General features: G+C 69.6%; 16 protein-coding genes and 1 pseudogene. 9 read left to right on the forward strand and 8 right to left on the reverse strand.

Features of this window, described 5'->3' with window-relative positions; genetic code table 11:
* Positions 1-56: 56 nt before the first annotated feature.
* Positions 57-983, reverse strand: coding sequence for a LysR family transcriptional regulator (locus tag ACQP1O_RS12990; RefSeq protein WP_433566056.1), 927 nt, complete (start codon positions 981-983; stop codon positions 57-59).
* Positions 984-1,047: 64 nt separating this feature from the next.
* On the opposite strand from ACQP1O_RS12990, the gene ACQP1O_RS12995 reads away from it, so the two are divergent.
* Together ACQP1O_RS12995 and ACQP1O_RS13000 are read left to right on the forward strand one after the other, a co-directional pair.
* Positions 1,048-1,614 carry a UbiX family flavin prenyltransferase gene (locus ACQP1O_RS12995; protein WP_433566057.1) on the forward strand — a complete coding sequence of 189 codons (567 nt, stop codon included), beginning with the start codon at positions 1,048-1,050 and terminating at the stop codon, positions 1,612-1,614.
* A 38-nt stretch (positions 1,615-1,652) separates the two neighbouring features.
* On the forward strand, positions 1,653-3,146 hold the full coding sequence (locus ACQP1O_RS13000) for a UbiD family decarboxylase (RefSeq protein WP_433566058.1): 1,494 nt from the start codon (positions 1,653-1,655) through the stop codon (positions 3,144-3,146).
* A 72-nt stretch (positions 3,147-3,218) separates the two neighbouring features.
* Here ACQP1O_RS13000 and ACQP1O_RS13005 read toward each other — a convergent pair whose 3' ends face one another.
* Together ACQP1O_RS13005 and ACQP1O_RS13010 are read right to left on the reverse strand one after the other, a co-directional pair.
* Entirely contained in the window at positions 3,219-3,380 is a 162-nt protein-coding gene (locus ACQP1O_RS13005) for a hypothetical protein (RefSeq protein ID WP_433568028.1), read from the reverse strand.
* 25 nt (positions 3,381-3,405) lie between these two features.
* A pseudogene (locus tag ACQP1O_RS13010) lies at positions 3,406-3,666 on the reverse strand (glutaminase); the annotation flags it as partial.
* Positions 3,667-3,745: 79 nt separating this feature from the next.
* On the opposite strand from ACQP1O_RS13010, the gene dxs reads away from it, so the two are divergent.
* Entirely contained in the window at positions 3,746-5,692 is a 1,947-nt protein-coding gene (dxs, locus tag ACQP1O_RS13015; RefSeq protein ID WP_433566059.1) for a 1-deoxy-D-xylulose-5-phosphate synthase, read from the forward strand.
* 130 nt (positions 5,693-5,822) lie between these two features.
* Entirely contained in the window at positions 5,823-6,626 is an 804-nt protein-coding gene (locus ACQP1O_RS13020) for an enoyl-CoA hydratase (protein ID WP_433566060.1), read from the forward strand.
* Between the two features lie 18 nt (positions 6,627-6,644).
* On the opposite strand, the gene ACQP1O_RS13025 is transcribed toward ACQP1O_RS13020, so the two are convergent.
* From ACQP1O_RS13025 to ACQP1O_RS13035, 3 genes are all read right to left on the reverse strand, one after another.
* Positions 6,645-7,178 (reverse strand): hypothetical protein, encoded by a 534-nt coding sequence (locus tag ACQP1O_RS13025; RefSeq protein ID WP_433566061.1) that lies wholly within the window; start codon positions 7,176-7,178, stop codon positions 6,645-6,647.
* Positions 7,179-7,301: 123 nt separating this feature from the next.
* On the reverse strand, positions 7,302-8,546 hold the full coding sequence (locus ACQP1O_RS13030; RefSeq protein WP_433567671.1) for an HRDC domain-containing protein: 1,245 nt from the start codon (positions 8,544-8,546) through the stop codon (positions 7,302-7,304).
* Positions 8,547-8,748: 202 nt separating this feature from the next.
* Positions 8,749-9,375, reverse strand: coding sequence for a DUF3000 domain-containing protein (locus ACQP1O_RS13035; protein ID WP_433566062.1), 627 nt, complete (start codon positions 9,373-9,375; stop codon positions 8,749-8,751).
* Between the two features lie 74 nt (positions 9,376-9,449).
* Between ACQP1O_RS13035 and hemE the strand changes: the two genes are divergently transcribed.
* From hemE to ACQP1O_RS13050, 3 genes are all read left to right on the forward strand, one after another.
* The gene (hemE, locus tag ACQP1O_RS13040; RefSeq protein ID WP_433566063.1) at positions 9,450-10,517 is read left to right on the forward strand and encodes a uroporphyrinogen decarboxylase; all 1,068 of its coding nucleotides are present in this window, start codon (positions 9,450-9,452) and stop codon (positions 10,515-10,517) included.
* 448 nt (positions 10,518-10,965) lie between these two features.
* Positions 10,966-12,312, forward strand: a complete 1,347-nt coding sequence (locus ACQP1O_RS13045) for a protoporphyrinogen oxidase (protein ID WP_433566064.1) — start codon at positions 10,966-10,968, stop codon at positions 12,310-12,312.
* A gap of 172 nt (positions 12,313-12,484) precedes the next feature.
* The gene (locus ACQP1O_RS13050) at positions 12,485-13,750 is read left to right on the forward strand and encodes an NADH:flavin oxidoreductase/NADH oxidase family protein (protein WP_433566065.1); all 1,266 of its coding nucleotides are present in this window, start codon (positions 12,485-12,487) and stop codon (positions 13,748-13,750) included.
* Between the two features lie 17 nt (positions 13,751-13,767).
* Here the strand turns inward: ACQP1O_RS13050 and ACQP1O_RS13055 are convergent, their stop codons facing one another.
* Positions 13,768-14,718 carry a serine/threonine dehydratase gene (locus tag ACQP1O_RS13055; RefSeq protein ID WP_433566066.1) on the reverse strand — a complete coding sequence of 317 codons (951 nt, stop codon included), beginning with the start codon at positions 14,716-14,718 and terminating at the stop codon, positions 13,768-13,770.
* Between the two features lie 81 nt (positions 14,719-14,799).
* Between ACQP1O_RS13055 and ACQP1O_RS13060 the strand changes: the two genes are divergently transcribed.
* Together ACQP1O_RS13060 and hemQ are read left to right on the forward strand one after the other, a co-directional pair.
* A complete protein-coding gene (locus ACQP1O_RS13060) occupies positions 14,800-14,997 on the forward strand; it encodes a hypothetical protein (RefSeq protein ID WP_433566067.1) in 198 nt (65 codons plus the stop codon).
* 61 nt (positions 14,998-15,058) lie between these two features.
* Entirely contained in the window at positions 15,059-15,754 is a 696-nt protein-coding gene (gene hemQ, locus ACQP1O_RS13065; protein WP_433566068.1) for a hydrogen peroxide-dependent heme synthase, read from the forward strand.
* 174 nt (positions 15,755-15,928) lie between these two features.
* On the opposite strand, the gene msrB is transcribed toward hemQ, so the two are convergent.
* Positions 15,929-16,387, reverse strand: coding sequence for a peptide-methionine (R)-S-oxide reductase MsrB (gene msrB, locus ACQP1O_RS13070; protein WP_433566069.1), 459 nt, complete (start codon positions 16,385-16,387; stop codon positions 15,929-15,931).
* Positions 16,388-16,396 lie beyond the last annotated feature (9 nt).

Here is a 16,396-nt window from a genome sequence, read left to right on the forward strand (position 1 = left end):
CCGCCAGCGTAGGCGCGTTCGCGGCGGCGCGCCTGCACGCGTATGCGTAATCCCGGCTACGCCTGCTGACGTAGGCCCTCTGGGGGTTGTCCGGCGGCCAGCCCGGCGAATTCGGCGACCTTGGGATGGTCGGTGTCGGTGCGCCACACCAGCCGGACCCGTGCGTCGGGCAGGCCGGTGAGCGGGACGAACGTCACCTCCGGATGGGTGAAGTAGGTGGGCATGGCGGTGGTGGTGGCGAAGACGGCGTTGTTGTGGGCGACCGCGGTGAGCATCTCGGGTTCGGTGCGCGCGGGCGCGGCCCGCGGGATGGGCTGCCCGCCCGGGGTGATGGCCGGCGGCCAGAAGGCGCGCGCGAATTCGGGCGCGACATCCGGATGTGGTCCGATCACCCGCAATTCGGCCAGATCCTCGACGTCGATGCTGTCGCGGGTGGCCCACGGATGGCTGCGGGCAATGGCCAGCAGCCGCGGGAACACGCCCACCTCGGGCCCGACGGTCAGGCCGAGCTGCTCGACCGGAGCCAGGCAGATCTGGATGTCCACCTCGCCGCGCCGCAGCGGGCCGAAGATGTCGGTCCACGCCAGCTGGGTCAGCGTGATCTGGCATTCCGGATGCCGGGCCCGGAATCCGGTCAGTGCCGTGTTCAGGGTGGACGCGTAGGGCCCGAGGAATCCGATGCGCAGACCCCGTGCCGCGGTGCGGGTTTCGGCGAAGGCCCGCTGCAGCTCCTGGAATGCCGGGCGGGCGCGGGCCAGCAGATGCTCGCCCAGCGGATTGAGGGTGACCCGGCGGCTGGTGCGCTCCACCAGGCGGCGGCCGACGCGGCGCTCCAGGCTGCGGATCAGCTGGCTGACCCGGGGCTGGGACAGCCCGAGGCGGTCGGCGGTCCGGCCGAAGTGCAGTTCTTCGGCGAGGACCACGAACGCTTCCAGTTCGGCCGGGTCGACGCGGGGTTCTCGAGGCGAGTCTTCGATCAGCATTTCTTATCGATCTTCGCGGATTTCGGCGTTGATGGCTATCCGACACGTGACGGATGCTGAGGCGGTGAGTGAATCGCGTCGACTCGTGGTGGGCATCAGCGGAGCCACCGGCATCGCCTACGGCGTGCGGGTGCTGGAGCTGGCCCGCAAGGCCGGGATGGAGACGCATCTGGTGGTGACTCCGGCCGGGCAGCAGACGCGGGCCTACGAGACGGATCTGACCGCGGCCGATCTGTCGGCCATGGCCGATGTGGTCTACCGGCCGGCCGACATCGGCGCGGCCATCGCCTCGGGTTCGTTCCGGACCGCGGGAATGATCGTGGCCCCGTGCTCGATTCGCACGCTGTCCGCGGTGGCCTACGCCAACAACGACAATCTGCTCGCCCGCGCCGCCGACGTGACGCTGAAGGAGCGCCGCCGCCTGGTGCTCATGGTGCGCGAAACCCCGCTCACCATGGCGCATCTACGCGCCATGACCGCGGTCACCGAGATGGGCGGCATCGTCATGCCGCCGGTGCCCGCCTTCTACCTGAATCCGGAATCGGTGGCCGACATCGTCGACCACACCGCTGGGCGCGCCCTGGACCTGCTCGGCATCGACGTGTCCGACCTGCCCCGCTGGGGCGAATGACCCATACCGGCGAACACCCGAAGCTGAGGAAAACCCCTGTGCCGCATTTGAAGAGCCTGCGCGAGTTCATCGAGGCGCTCGACGCCATCGGTGAGGTCCAGCACATCGACTCCGAGGTCGACTGGAATCTGGAGATCGGCGCCGTCATTCGCCGCTCCTACGATCTGCGGGCGCCCGCGCCGCTGTTCAGCAACATCACTGGATATCAGGACAGTGGTTTCCGCGTGCTCGGCGCGCCCGGTGCGCTGTCGGGTCCCCAGCACCGGCTGGCGCGCATCGCGCTGGCGCTGGGCCTGCCCGCCGACGCCACCGGTCAGCAGATCGTGGAGGTGCTCGCCGCCGCCCGCGCCGAGCCGGGCATTCCACCGGTGGTGGTGGACCGCGCGGCCGCACCCTGCAAAGAGAACGTCATGCTCGGCGACGACATCGATCTGCTCGTCTTTCCGACCCCGAAGCTGCACGGCAATGACGGCGGCCGCTACATCCAGACCTACGGGATGAACATCGTCAAGACTCCTGACGGCTCGTGGACCAACTGGTCGATCAACCGCATGATGATCCACGACCGGAACACTCTGGCCTGCCTGATCCCGGGACCCCAGCACCTGGGCATCATCCGCTCGAAGTGGACCGAGATCGGCGAGCCCATGCCGATCGCGCTCGCCATCGGCGTGGAGCCGGGCCTGCCATGGGTGGGCGGCATGCCGATTCCCGAGGGCGAGGACGAGACCCACTACCTGGGCGCGCTGTTCGGCGAGGGCCTGGAGCTGGTCCCGGCCGAGACCGTCGACCTGCTGGTGCCCGCCACCGCCGAGATCGTGATCGAGGGCCACATCGCCCTCGACGAGACGGTCATGGAGGGCCCGTTCAACGAGTTCCCCGGCTACAACGCCACCGAGGCCAGTCCCAAGGCGGTCTTCCACGTCTCGGCGATCACCTATCGCGACGGTGCGATCCAGCCGACCGTGGCGGCGGGCCCGCCGGTGGAGGAGGACCACACCATCATCGGCACCACCAGTGCCGCCGAGATCCTCCACCTGCTGCGGCAGGCCGGGCTGCCGATCTCCTCGGCCTGGTACAACTTCGAGGCCGCGGTGCACTGGCTGACCCTGGCGGTGCGGCAGGACTGGCACGAGACCACCGGCCTGGGCTCGCACGAGCTGGTGGACCAGATCGCCAAGATCATCTTCACCGGCAAGCCGTCGGTCAACGCGCCCAAGATCCTGGTGGTCGAGGACGATGTCGACATCACGAATATCGACGAGGTGGTGTGGGCCTTCGCCACCCGCTCCCACCCGGACGTCGAGCGCGGTGAATTCCATTACCCGGCAGCGGTTTCCGATCAGCTCGCGGTCTACCTGTCGCCGGAGGAGGCGCATTCCTTCATGGCGGGCAAGGTGATCTACAACTGCCTGCTGGCCGATCACGTCCCGCAGGGTCGCCGCCCGATCAAGGGGAGCTTCGAGAACGGCTGGCCTGCCGAGATCCAGCAGCGCGTCCTGGATCGCTGGCAGGAGTACGGCTACCGCTGATCGCGGGAACGACTACGGGCGGCGTCGTGCGACCGGACGAGGGGTGTCGGACGAGGCTCGGCCCGAGGCGGGTCAGATGCCGCTGTGCGCCGCGACCGCGCGCACGGCGGCATCGGCCTGCGTACAGGCGGCGGCCGCCGGCCGGATGGTCGAGCTCGCGCCCGGCGAATCGGCTGTGGCTGCGCCGGATTCGGGCGGACTCTTCGCGCCCGCGATCGGCCGAGGCCAGTGCATAGGTGAACGGGTCGGTAATCGACTGAATCGTGAAGGCGGCGTCCAGATCTCCGCTGCCGGACACCCGCCCGTCCACGGTAGCCGGGCAGATGCCGAATGAATCGGGTTGAACTGCCGCCGGTTCCGGAATGTAGTCGGCCGGCGTTCCCGACGTGTCGGCCCGGCACAGCTCGTACACTTCGTCGATGATGCGGGCCACGATGCCTCCGGAGGGCACCGCCGGGCCACTGTAACCGGCGTAATTTGTGTGGAGCCTCACATCCATCACGGATGTCGCAGGTGGCATTTCGTTCCTGGCATCGAGGTCCGGAATGGGCTCCGTAGACTGTTGCAAACACAGGAGACATCCGGAGGGAGCAATAGCCGTGGGAGTGCTTTCCCGGGTCGACACGCCCGAGGACCTGCGTGGGCTGTCGGTACCGGAGCTGCACGAGCTGGCCGAGGAGATTCGTGAGTTCCTGGTGCGGAAGGTCGCCGTCACCGGCGGGCACCTGGGGCCGAACCTCGGCGTCGTGGAGCTGACCATCGCGTTGCACCGGGTTTTCGACTCACCGGCCGACCCGATCATCTTCGATACCGGGCATCAGGCCTACGTGCACAAGATCCTTACCGGCCGCAAGGACGGGTTCGACACGCTGCGCAAAGAGGGCGGGCTGTCGGGGTACCCGAGCCGGGCCGAGAGCGCCCACGACTGGGTGGAGTCCTCGCACGCGTCGGCCTCGCTGTCCTATGCGGACGGTATCGCCAAGGCCTTCGCGCTGACCCGGCAGAAGCGACATGTGGTCGCGGTCGTCGGTGACGGCGCGCTCACCGGTGGCATGTGCTGGGAGGCGCTGAACAATATCGCCGCGGGGCAGGATCGCTCGGTCATCGTGGTGGTCAACGACAATGGCCGCTCCTACGCGCCGACCATCGGCGGGCTCGCCGAGCGGCTCGCGGGGCTGCGCACCCAGCCCGCCTACGAGCACGCGCTCGACGCCACCAAGCGGATCGTCCAGAGCATTCCGCGCGTGGGGGATTCGGCGTACTCGATGCTGCACGCCATCAAGACCGGCATCAAGGATGCGGTCGCGCCGCAGGAGCTGTTCAGCGATCTCGGGCTGAAGTATGTGGGCCCGGTCGACGGGCACGATCCGGTGCAGCTGGAAGCCGCGCTGCGGCGGGCCAAGGACTTCGGTGGTCCGGTCATCGTGCACGCGGTGACGCAGAAGGGCCGTGGCTACAAGCCGGCGGAGGACCACGAGGCCGATCAGATGCACGCCATCAACCAGATCGACCCGGAGACCGGTGAGCCGCTGGGTGGCCCGTCCGCGCCGAGCTGGACCTCGGTGTTCTCCAAGGAGCTCATCGCCCAGGCCGAGCAGCGCGACGACATCGTGGCGATCACCGCGGCCATGCCGGGGCCGACCGGTCTGACCCCGTTCGGGAATCGCTTCCCGGAGCGCATGTTCGACGTCGGCATCGCCGAACAGCACGCCATGACCTCCGCGGCCGGTATGGCCCTGGGCGGCCTGCATCCGGTGGTGGCCATCTACTCCACCTTCCTCAACCGCGCCTTCGATCAGCTGCTCATGGATGTGGCGCTGCTCAAGCTCCCGGTGACCCTGGTGCTCGATCGCGCCGGCATCACCGGCGACGATGGCGCCTCGCACAACGGCATGTGGGACCTGTCGGTGCTGGGCATCATTCCCGGCATCCAAGTGGCCGCCCCGCGCGACGCCGCCCGCCTGCGTGAGGAATTGGGGGAGGCCCTGCACATCAGTGACGGGCCCACCGCCATCCGCTTCCCCAAGGGTCCTGCGATCGAAGAGATTCCGGCGGTGGAACGCTTCGAGGGCGTGGATGTGCTGCGCCTGCCCGACGTGAAGGATGCTGCCGCGTACTCGGTGCGCGCCGATGTCCTGCTGGTCGCGGTCGGCGCCTTCGCCGACCTCGCGCTCAAGGTCGCGGATCTGTTGGAGGCCGAGGGTGTCTCGGTCACCGTGGTCGATCCGCGCTGGGTCCTCCCGGTCTCCGACACCGTGGTGAAGCTGGCCGAGAACCACCGCCTGGTGGTCACGCTCGAGGACAGTGGTCTGCACGGCGGCATCGGCTCCACCGTTTCCGCCCGGCTCCGCAGTTCGGGCGTCGACGTCCCGGCCCGCGACCTCGGCGTCCCCCAGCATTTCCTGGACCACTCCTCCCGCGCCAAGATCCACCAGGATCTCGGCCTCACTCCGGGCGAGGTGGCCCAGCGGGTGCACGTGTGGCTCGGCGCCGCCGACGCCTCCGGCAGCGAGATCGAGCAGGCCCTGCTCCCGGCGGCCGAGTAGCACCGCCGAGCGGCACTCTGCTCGTGACGGGCCCGCGATCATCCGATCGCGGGCCCTTCTTCTTTCTATACGGAGCTTGGGTTCTCGCGTAGATTCTGTAACAGGTTACAGTTTCGGGACGGGAGTTCGGATGTCGTTTGTGCTTGTCGAGAAGCCGCGGCCGGGGATCGCGTTGGTCACGTTGAACCGGCCGGACCGGATGAACGCCATGGCGTTCGACGTGATGGTGCCGCTGCGGGAGACCCTCGAGGGCGTGGCGGCCGACAACGAGGTGCGCGTGGTGGTGCTCACGGGCGCCGGGCACGGGTTCTGCTCGGGCGCGGATCTGCAGCACGCGGGCAAGGTGCCGGGGGTGGAGGGGTTGACGCGCACCAGCATTGCGCGGCGCTCGATGGAGCTGCTGAACAATGTGATGCTCACGATCAAGCGGATGCACCAGCCGGTGATCAGCGCCATCAACGGCGCGGCCATCGGCGGCGGGTTCTGCCTGGCCATGGGTACCGACATCCGAATCGCCTCGGAGGACGCGTATTTCCGCGCGGCCGGCATCAACAACGGCCTCACCTCCGCCGAACTCGGCATCAGCTACACCCTGCCCCGCGCCATCGGCTCCACCCGCGCCTTCGAGATCATGCTCACCGGCCGTGATGTGGATGCCGCGGAAGCCGAGCGCATCGGCATCGTCTCCCGCGTCGTCCCCGGCGACAAACTCCTCGAAACCGCCTACGACACCGCCGACCAGATCATCCGCTGGAGCCGCGTCGGCGGCGAACTCACCAAGCGCCTCCTCTGGAGTGGCCTGGAGGCCGGCAGTTTCGAATCCCATATGCAGAACGAGGGCATGGCCCAGCTCTACGTCCGCCTCACCACCGACAACTTCGACGAGGCCATCCGAGCCCGCCGCGACCGCCGCCCACCCGAATTCCAGGACTGAGCGGTGACCGCCGGAACCTCAGTGCGCGCTGCCCGATCCGAGCAGGTTCGAACTGCCCGATCCGGGGAGGCCGCCGGATCCCGTGTTGCTTCCGTGGCAAGCGGGCTGGGTCGGCGGTTGTGGGGTTCCGGACCCTGGCGGCGCGGCGACCACGGTCACCGTGGTGGACGCGGACTCCCGCTGGTTCACGGTGATCTTGTGTGTTCCAGCCGTCGTCGGAATCCATGGGACGCTCGTGTAGTGGTGGCCCGGGTCGGTGTCCGACACCGCGATGACACCCGCGACGCAGACTCCGTTGTCGTAGACGTCCACGTAGGGAATGTCGCCCGCCACATTGGGTGTGTACTCCGAGACGATCGTGTAGGTCTGGCCGACGACGTATGAAGGCGGCGTCACGCATGTCCCCCATGCGTCGGGCGAGCAATGCAGGACCTCGACCGGCCCGACGGTAGCGAAGGCGGCCGGTGCAGACAATGCGGTGGTGGTCGCGGCTAGTGCCAAAGTGGTTGCGGCCCAGCCGATGTAGTGGAAGGAGCGGCGGGTGGCGTGCATTGGTGGACTCCTCTTTCGTGCCCCTTGGTTCGGGGTCGACAGAATCTAACTTTCACCAACTGTGAAATGAGTCCACTTCAGAAAACCCTCGTGCCCCAACTTTCTCGGGCGATATTTCCGGGGTCAGCTTTTCGGGTAGAGGGCTTCGCTCAGGCGGGGGACGGTCAGGGCGCGCTGCCACGGGCGGGCGCCGCCCGCGGCGAGGTAGCCCTCGATGAGGGTCGGGGCTTCGCCGTTGGCGACCGATTTGGGCAGGCCGTCCCAGCACATGCGGCGCAGCAGATCCGGGGTGAGCAGGTTCTCGACCGGGACCGACACCTCGGTGGAGAGGTCGGTCATGGCCGCGCGGGCGCACTGCAGGCGGGCGGCGGCGGCGGGGTCGCGGCGCTCCCAGCGGTTGACCGGGGGCGGGCCTTCGAAGTGCTGGGTGAGCGGCGGGAGCTCACTGTCGGGGAGCGTGCGGGCGCGTTCCACCGCGCCGAGCCATTCGCGCGAGTAGCGGCGCTGGCGGGGGCCGCCGAAGATCGGCAGGGTGCGCAGCTGGGCGATGGACTTGGGCTCGTTGGTGGCGGCGGCCACGATGGCCGAGTCCGGCAGGATGCGGGCGGGGGCCACGTCACGCAGGCGGGCCAGGCGGTCGCGGGTCGTCCACAGTTCGCGGACGATGGCGAGCTGGCGGGTGCGGCGCAGGGTGTGGATGCCGGAGGTGCGCCGCCAGCGGTCGGCCTTGGGGCCGGCCGGCTCCGCGGTGCGGACGTGCTCGAATTCCTCTGCGGCCCACTCGTATTTGCCCTGGTCGGCCAGGTCGGTGGCGACCGCGTCGCGCAGCTCGATGAGTAGCTCGACATCGAGGGCCGCGTAGTTCAGCCAGTCGTCGGGCAGCGGCCGGGTGGACCAGTCGGCCGCACCGTGGCCCTTGCGCAGCTCGCGCCCGAGCAGCTTCTCCACCATGGCGGCCAAGCCCACGCGCTCGTAACCCGCGAGCCGTCCACCGAGTTCGGTGTCGAAGAGCCGGGCCGGGTGCAGCCCGAGTTCGGCCAGCCCGGGCAGATCCTGATCCGCGGAGTGCAGTACCCACTCCAGATCGTTGATCGCCTCGGCCAGCGGCGTGAGCTCCCCGCCCACCGGGATCGGGTCGATGAGGAAGGTGCCCGCACCCTCGCGCCGCAGCTGGATCAGGTACGCGCGATTGGAGTAGCGGAAGCCGGAGGCGCGCTCGGCGTCGACCGCGAGCGGTCCGCTGCCGGCGGCGAGGCGGCGGGCGGCGGCAGCCACCGCGGCGACGGAGTCCAGTACCGGCGGTACACCGTCCACTGGCGCGAGCAACGGTACCGCGGCAGTGGCTTCGGGTTCATCTGGTACGGACATGGTCTTGAACTCTACGGGTTGGGCATTGGCGGGCCGCGTCACGTCGGTGAAACGACCGGCCGTGACACTGCGTCGGGCCATGGGGAATCGTACGTGGCGCCCGTCGATTTCGTTGCAGTACAGATGTTCTCGCAGGCGAGAGGGGATTTTCCGGCGACCGGCGCGGGAATTCGCGGATCGGCCGCCCCGATCTCGCGCCCAATTATTCGGTGCTCTCGCCCCGGCGCACGTCCAGCCGGGTTACCCCCGCGGGTGGCAGTCCGGCCGCATAGGCGAGCACCTCGCAGAAGGCTTCCACGTGCGGCCGCATGACGGTGTCGGACACGGTCCAGGAGGCGCGCAGTTCGAGCTGGTGCGCGCGCGGCGGCCCGGCGATGTCGCCGTAGCGCACCGAGCTGGTGGCGGTGACCGTGCCGCCGAGGGCGGTGAAGGAGGTGCGCGAGTCCAGCGCGTCGACCAGCCAGCTCCACGCCACCTCCGGCAGCAGCGGGTCGGCGGCGAGGGCGGAGTCGATGTCGGCCTGGATGTAGGCGACCAGACGGAACACCCCGTGCCAGGCTTCCTGCCCGGCCGGGTCGTGCAGCAGGATCAGCCGGCCGAATGCGTCGCCCTCGGAGTCGACGGGCACCACGTTTGTATCTGGTCGCGTGACTTCTGCGCCGAGGGCGTACGAGTACGGGGCGAGGCGCTGCGGCGGGCGGATCGGTGCCAGCTCGATTCGAGGATGCACAGATGCGGTTCCCATGGCCTCGACCGCGGCGCGGAACCGGGCTGGTTCTTCGGGCTCCGGGGTGGGGGCAGCGCCGTCGCGGAAGTCGAGCGGTGTCACGAAAGGCACCGTAGACCTCTCCGGTGCCCAGTAGTGCGAGGCGCGCCGCCGGGCCCCCTTTACGATGGGCGGTGATGAGTACTCACACCCGACGCCTGCTGACCGATGCCCCGTTCCTTGCCGCCGCCACCGGTGGCGTTCCGCATCGGCGTCCGGTGTGGTTCATGAGGCAGGCTGGTCGGTCCCTTCCGGAGTATCGCGAGGTGCGTGCCGGAATCGGCATGCTGGAATCGTGTTTCGATCCGGAGCTGGTGTGCGAGATCACCATGCAGCCGATCCGCCGCCACCAGATGGACGCGGCAATCCTCTTCTCCGACATCGTGGTTCCGCTCAAGGCCGCCGGCATCGATCTCGACATCGTGGCCGGCGTCGGCCCGGTGGTCGCGAATCCGGTGCGCACCGTCGCCGATGTGCGCGCGCTGCCGCGCCTGCGCGCAGAGGAGGTGGGCGCGGTCACCGCCGGTGTGAAGCTGCTGCTGGACGCGCTCGGTGACACCCCGCTCATCGGATTCGCCGGTGCCCCGTTCACTTTGGCGTCGTACCTGGTCGAGGGCGGGCCCAGCAAGAACCACGAGCGCACCAAGGCGATGATGCTCGCCGACCCCGAGACCTGGCACCAGCTGCTGGGCGTGCTCACCGACATCACCATCGAATTCCTGCGCGCCCAGATCGATGCGGGCGTGGACGCCGTGCAGCTGTTCGACTCCTGGGCGGGCGCGCTGAGCCTCGCCCAGTACCGGGAATACGTTCTGCCGCACTCGGAACGGGTCTTCACCGAGATCGCGTCCGCGGGTGTGCCGCGCATCCACTTCGGCGTCGGCACCGGAGAACTGCTGGGCGCCATGGGCGAAGCCGGCGCGGACGTGGTCGGCGTCGACTGGCGGATTCCGCTGCACGAGGCCGCACGCCGGGTCGGCCCCGGAAAAGCGTTGCAGGGCAACCTCGATCCGGCCGTGCTCTTCGCGGGCCCGGCGGCGATCGACGCCGAGGTGCGCCGCATCGCCCGCGAGGCCGACGAGGCAATCACGCTGGGCGCCAAGGGTCACATCTTCAACCTCGGCCACGGCGTCCTCCCGAACACCGACCCCGGCGTCATCACCGAGACCGTAGCCCTCATCCACAGCCTCCCGCTGCCGCTCTGACCAGCACCTCCCGCCGGCGATGCGCGCGGTGGGATCGAAGCTCCTGTGACGTGACCGGAGCGCTTCGGCTTCGCCCCATCGAACGCGCTGACTGCCGGGCGCGGCCGAGGCGGGTGGCCGCGGCGTGACAATGTCGCCGATACCGTCGAATGCCCGGCGGGTGTGCCGGTCCGTGTGACGGGCGGGACTTCGACCGGTGGGGTGTTCGCGGCGCGGTGTCAATCACGTTCCGATGTGTGCCATTTCCGGGCGGGCGGTTCGAAAGCGCTGGTGAGCGTGGTTCGGGGTGGTGGGGCCGGCGTGGAACCGGGCCGCGATGGGCGGGCACCGGAGGCGGTGGTGGTGGGTGGCGGGAGTAGGTTGGCTCGGGGCGGCTCGAGGTCGAGGTGCGGGTCGCCGGTCGCGGTTCGCGTGGTCGCGGCGTTCGGCGAGTGGCGAGGAGTTGTCGATGCGGGTCGCGGTTGTCGGTGGCGGCATCAGTGGGCTGGTGGCCGCGTATCGGCTGCGGAAGGCGCTCGGGGAGTCGGCGGAACTGATCCTCGTGGAGCGGCGGGATCGGGTCGGGGGGATCCTGCGGACCGTCGAGATCGAGGGCGATCCGGTCGATCTGGGGGCCGAGGCGTTCGTGGGTCGTCGGCCCGAGATTCCGGAACTGATGGGGGAGTTGGGGATTGCGGAGCAGCTTGTTCATCCGGCGGGCAAGCGACCGCTGGTGTGGTCGGAAGGGGTGGGGCATCGGCTGCCCGAGCGGACGCTGATGGGCATTCCCGCCGCACCGGAATCGGTTGCGGGGCTGGTGGATGCGCAGACCCTGGCCGCTGTTGCGGCGGAGCCGTCTCGGCCGCTGCGGTGGGAGCACGGCGGGGACGTGTCGGTGGGGGAGCTGGTGCGGGATCGATTCGGGGAGCAGGTGGTCCGGCGTAGCGTGGACCCGCTGCTCGGGGGAGTGTATGCGGGACTTGCGGATTCGATCGGCGTGCGGGCCGCGCTGCCGACGCTGGCCGCCGCCCTGGATCGCGGCGCGCCCAGCCTGACCCGGGCCGTGTCCGAGGCCCTGCCGCCGCCCAGCGCCACACCGGTGTTCGGCGGCATCCGCGACGGCTACCGGGCCCTGCTGGACGCACTGCGTGCCGCTGCCGATGTGAAGGCCGAAACCGGTACGGAGGTCACCACTCTCGCCCGGACCGCACAGGGCTGGCGGCTCGACCCGGTCGGCGACGTGGACGCCGTGATCCTCGCGACGCCCGCCCCGGTCACCGCGGAACTCCTGCGCGAGGTGGCCCCGGAGGCCGCCGAGCTGGCCGCCGGAATCGACCTGGCCTCCTCGGCGGTGGTGGCCCTCGCCCTGCCGCCCGAGACCGCCCTGCCCGACAACTCCGGCATCCTGGTCGCCACCGGTGAACCGTTGCGCGCCAAGGCCTTCACCCTCTCCAGCCGCAAGTGGCCGCACCTGGCCGCCCGTGATGTGGCCCTGGTCCGCGCCTCCTTCGGCCGCTTCGGCGACCCTGCCCCGCTGTCCTGGTCCGACGACGACCTCATCACCGCCGCCGTCGAAGACCTCACCACCGTCACCGCTGCCGACATCCGCCCCCTGCGCGCCGTGGTCCAGCGCTGGCCCGGCGGCCTCCCGCAGTATGCCCCCGGCCACACCACCCGCATCGCCGACCTGCGTTCCGCCACCGCCGACCTCCCCGGCCTGGCCCTGGCCGGCGCCTACCTCGATGGCGTCGGGGTTCCCGCCTGCGCCGCGACCGGCACCAAGGCCGCCGCCCGCGTTATCGCGCAGCTTTCCTGACCCACTCTCCAGAACCCCCGCCTATAGAGGGCCCTCTCGGGTCGCCGTGCTGGTACGACGTAGTCGCGCATTTCTTGGACCCGGCAAGTGTTGACGCTGCCTACATCCTTCGCCTATGTTAGCGCTGCGCACATTATGTAAGCGCAGTCAACATTTGGAGGTGGATTGCCCGATGACGAGTGACTTGTTCTCGCCGCTGGTACTGCGATCGGGCGCGGTTCTGGCCAATCGGATCGTGAAAGCGGCCATGGAGGAGGGGATGGCCGGATACGGGCAACTACCCGACGAACGTCTCGTGTCCCTCTACCGCCGATGGGGGGCGGGCGGCCCGGGCGCCCTGATCACCGGCAATGTCATGGTGCACGCCGAGGCGCTCACCGGACCCGGCGGCATCGTGCTCGATGACGCCGCGCCGCTGGAACCGTTCGCGGAGTGGGCGCGGGCGGGCAAGGCGGCGGGTGCGGCCATGTGGATGCAGATCAGTCACCCGGGTCGCCAGGTCGCGGCCAACCAGCCCGGCGTGGTGTGGGGTCCGTCGGATATCCCGGTCGATCTGGGCCGGCTCAGCAGCCGGTTCGGACGTCCGGTCGCCATGACGACGGCTCAGATCGAGGACACCGTCGCCCGGTTCGCCACCACCGCGCGCCGCGCCGAGCAGGCCGGGTTCGACGGGGTGGAAATCCATGCCGCACACGGATATCTGCTGTCGCAGTTTCTGTCTCCGCTGGTCAACAATCGCACCGACGAGTGGGGTGGCTCACTGGAGAACCGGGCGCGGGTCCTGCTCGAGGTGGTGCGCGCGGTCCGCACGGTCGTGTCGCCCCGGTTCGTGGTCGCGGTGAAACTGAACTCCGCCGACTTCCAGCGCGGCGGCTTCGACGCCGACGACGCCCGCCGGGTCATCGCCCTGCTCACGCCCCTCGGCGTCGACCTGGTCGAATTGTCCGGCGGCAGTTACGAAAGCCCCGCCATGACCGGCCGCCCCGCCGACAGCCGGACGCAGGCTCGCGAAGCCTACTTCCTGGACCTGGCGACGGAACTGGTTGCCACCAGCCCGATTCCGCTCATGCTCACCGGCGGCATCACCCGCCTCCGGACCGCCGAGGACGTCCTGGCGAGCGGCGTCTCGGTGATCGGCATGGGCACCGCCCTGTCCACCACCCCGGACCTCCCCGCCCGCTGGCGCGACGATCTCGAGGCCGACGCCACCCCGAAGCCCATCACCTGGTCGAACAAGGCCCTCGCGTCCGCAGCGGGTATGGCGGTGGTTCGGCATCACATGCGCCGCATGGCTCGCGGCCGGAACCCACGTCCCGCAACCGGTCCCATCCAGGCCCTGCTGTCCGACCAGATCGTGCAGGTGCGCGCCCTCCGCCGCTACCGTTCCTGGCTCCAGTCCCGTCCGGCCCACCCCGCCCCCGTCAAAACCGGGCGCTGACCCTCGTCACCGCGAGATCAGCGGGGCACCAGGTCGGTCGGATCGGTGTTCGCGCCGCAGACGATGACCGCCACCCGTTCACCGGGGGCGGGGACGTAGGCGCCCGACAGCAGGGCGGCCAGGGCGGTGGAACCGCCGTGTTCGACGGCGACACGGCGGCAGTCCCACAGGGTTTGGCGGGCGGCGATGATCTGCTTGTCGCTGACCAGGACCGAGCGGACGTCGCCCGCGTTCGCGGCGGACAGGGCCATGGGCGTGACGCGGCGCGCGCCGAGGGAATCGGCTGCGACGGAGTCGATTTCGACATCGACCGGTTCCCCGGCCTCGACCGCCGCGTTGAAGGCGCGGCAGTGCTCGGGTTCGACCGCCACCACCCGCACGCCGTGATGATTGGCCGACACCGTGATTCCGGTCAGCAGTCCGCCCCCGCCGACCGCGACCACCACGGTGTCGAGTTCCGGTACCTGCGAGACGATTTCGTCGAGCAGTGTTCCCGCGCCCGCGGCGATGCAGGGGTCGTCGTAGGCGTGTGAGCGCAGCGCCCCGCTGGCCGCGGCGTAGCGCTCGCATTCGGCGGCCGCGTCGGCGTAGGCGTCGCCGCCGCACAGCACCTGCGCCCCCAATGCCCGCAGCCGCGCCACTTTCACCGCGGGTGCGGAGTCGGGCAGGAACACGGTGGCCGCCGAGTCGACCAGCCGGGCGGCCCACGCGCACGCCACCCCGGCGTTCCCGCCGGACGCGATGGTGATCCCCACCTTGGGCAGCAGCCCCTGTTCCCGCTGCGCCAGTACGAAATTCGCCGCCCCGCGCGCCTTGAAGCTGCCGGTGTGCTGCATGTGCTCGAGCGCGAACCAGACCTCACCGGCCACCGGGACGGTGTCGGCGTCCGCGCGGGCGAGGACCACCGGGCGGGTGTGGCCGGCGATTCGGTCGGCCGCCGCTGTCACGTCCCCATATGTCGGATGCACTGGCGCTTCTCTCGTTTCCGTCGCTGATTCTCTTTCCGCCGAGCGGCCGCACGGCACGGCTCACGGAACACACCCGAGCCGATGGACCCCCCTTGTTCCACTGTAACCGGGCTGCGCGCCCGGTCCAGCCTGGCCGCCCCGGACGAATACCCGGTGCTGGCAACCTATCTGGATGTCATCGGCGAACTGCTCACCAGCGACGCCGTTTTCCACGACGGCCTGCGCCGCCTATCGCCTCCCGGGCCGCCGGCGCGCGCTGAATCACGCCGCGCGAGCTGAATCACACAGTCCGCCGTGCCCCATTTCGGGCGGGTTCGGACGCAGTGGCACGATGGAGGCCATGGCGCGACTCGACTACAAGGCCCTCAACGACACCATCCGCTACCTCATGTTCTCGGTGTTCCAGGTGGAGCCCGGCGTGCTCGGCGAGGATCGCCAGGCGGCGATCAAGGAGGCTCGGGCCTTCTTCGACTCGCTCGAGGAGCGCGGCGTGGTGGTGCGCGGCATCTACGATGTCGCCGGCCTGCGCGCCGACGCCGACTTCATGATCTGGTGGCACGCGGAGAAGATCGAGGATCTGCAGGCCGCCTACGCCGACTTCCGCCGCGTCACCGAGCTGGGCCAGATCTCCAACCCGGTCTGGAGCAACGCGGCCCTGCACCGTCCGGCCGAGTTCAACAAGTCCCACATCCCCGCCTTCCTCGCGGGCGAGGAGCCGGGCAACTACATCTGCGTCTACCCGTTCGTGCGCTCCTACGACTGGTACCTGCTGCCCGACGAGGAGCGCCGCAAGATGCTGGCCGACCACGGCAAGGCCGCCCGCGACTACCCGGACGTGCGCGCCAACACCGTGTCCTCGTTCGCCCTGGGCGACTACGAGTGGATTCTCGCCTTCGAGGCCCCCGAGCTGCATCGCATCGTCGACCTCATGCGCGACCTGCGTGCCACCGAGGCGCGTCGCCATGTGCGCGAGGAGATTCCGTTCTTCACCGGCCCGCGCGTCGAGCTCGAGCAGCTCATCGCCGCACTGCCGTAGCGACCCGCGCACTGCTGTAGCGACCCGCATACTGCCGGAGAAACCGCACTGAGATCGGGCCCGGCCGCATACCGCGGCCGGGCCCGATGTCGTCAGCGGGAAGGTCGCCGGTATGTTGCCCGCATAATTCGGGGCATGCGCGAAATCGCGCATGCCCCATAGTGTTTCTGCGACTCACTCAGCTGCGTTGTCCGAGGGGTGCAATCGGAGCGAGATCGAGTTGATGCAGTAGCGCTTGTCCGTGGGCGTGGGATATCCCTCGCCCTCGAACACGTGCCCCAGATGACTGTGGCAGTTTGCGCACAGCACCTCGACGCGCCGCATCCCCAGCGAGTTGTCCTCCACCAGCAGCACGGCCTCCGACTTCGCCGGATCGAAGAACGACGGCCACCCGCAGTGCGAGTGGAACTTCTCGGCGCTGCGGAACAATTCGGCCCCGCACGCTCGGCAGGAGTAGACGCCCTCGGTCTCGGTGTCGGTGTATTCGCCCGTGAACGCCCGCTCGGTGCCCGCTTCGCGCAGTACCCGGTATTCGTCCGGGGTCAGCTTGGTCCGCCATTCCTGCGGGGTCAGCTGGATGCGCGGGGCGGGCAGCCCCGCGGTCCCTGTGGAGCTGTCAGCATCGGAACTCATGGCTCCACG

Source organism: Nocardia sp. CA-151230, from assembly GCF_050942175.1.
Lineage (GTDB): Bacteria > Actinomycetota > Actinomycetes > Mycobacteriales > Mycobacteriaceae > Nocardia.

Bases quoted from the DNA above. Each gene is read 5' to 3' on its own strand.
- ACQP1O_RS12990 (WP_433566056.1), bottom strand. From the start codon at position 983: ATGCTGATCGAAGACTCGCCTCGAGAACCCCGCGTCGACCCGGCCGAA.
- ACQP1O_RS13005 (WP_433568028.1), bottom strand. From the start codon at position 3,380: ATGCACTGGCCTCGGCCGATCGCGGGCGCGAAGAGTCCGCCCGAATCC.
- ACQP1O_RS13020 (WP_433566060.1), top strand. From the start codon at position 5,823: ATGTCGTTTGTGCTTGTCGAGAAGCCGCGGCCGGGGATCGCGTTGGTC.
- ACQP1O_RS13025 (WP_433566061.1), bottom strand. From the start codon at position 7,178: ATGCACGCCACCCGCCGCTCCTTCCACTACATCGGCTGGGCCGCAACC.
- ACQP1O_RS13030 (WP_433567671.1), bottom strand. From the start codon at position 8,546: ATGTCCGTACCAGATGAACCCGAAGCCACTGCCGCGGTACCGTTGCTC.
- hemE (WP_433566063.1), top strand. From the start codon at position 9,450: ATGAGTACTCACACCCGACGCCTGCTGACCGATGCCCCGTTCCTTGCC.
- ACQP1O_RS13045 (WP_433566064.1), top strand. From the start codon at position 10,966: ATGCGGGTCGCGGTTGTCGGTGGCGGCATCAGTGGGCTGGTGGCCGCG.
- ACQP1O_RS13050 (WP_433566065.1), top strand. From the start codon at position 12,485: ATGACGAGTGACTTGTTCTCGCCGCTGGTACTGCGATCGGGCGCGGTT.
- ACQP1O_RS13060 (WP_433566067.1), top strand. From the start codon at position 14,800: ATGGACCCCCCTTGTTCCACTGTAACCGGGCTGCGCGCCCGGTCCAGC.
- hemQ (WP_433566068.1), top strand. From the start codon at position 15,059: ATGGCGCGACTCGACTACAAGGCCCTCAACGACACCATCCGCTACCTC.
- msrB (WP_433566069.1), bottom strand. From the start codon at position 16,387: ATGAGTTCCGATGCTGACAGCTCCACAGGGACCGCGGGGCTGCCCGCC.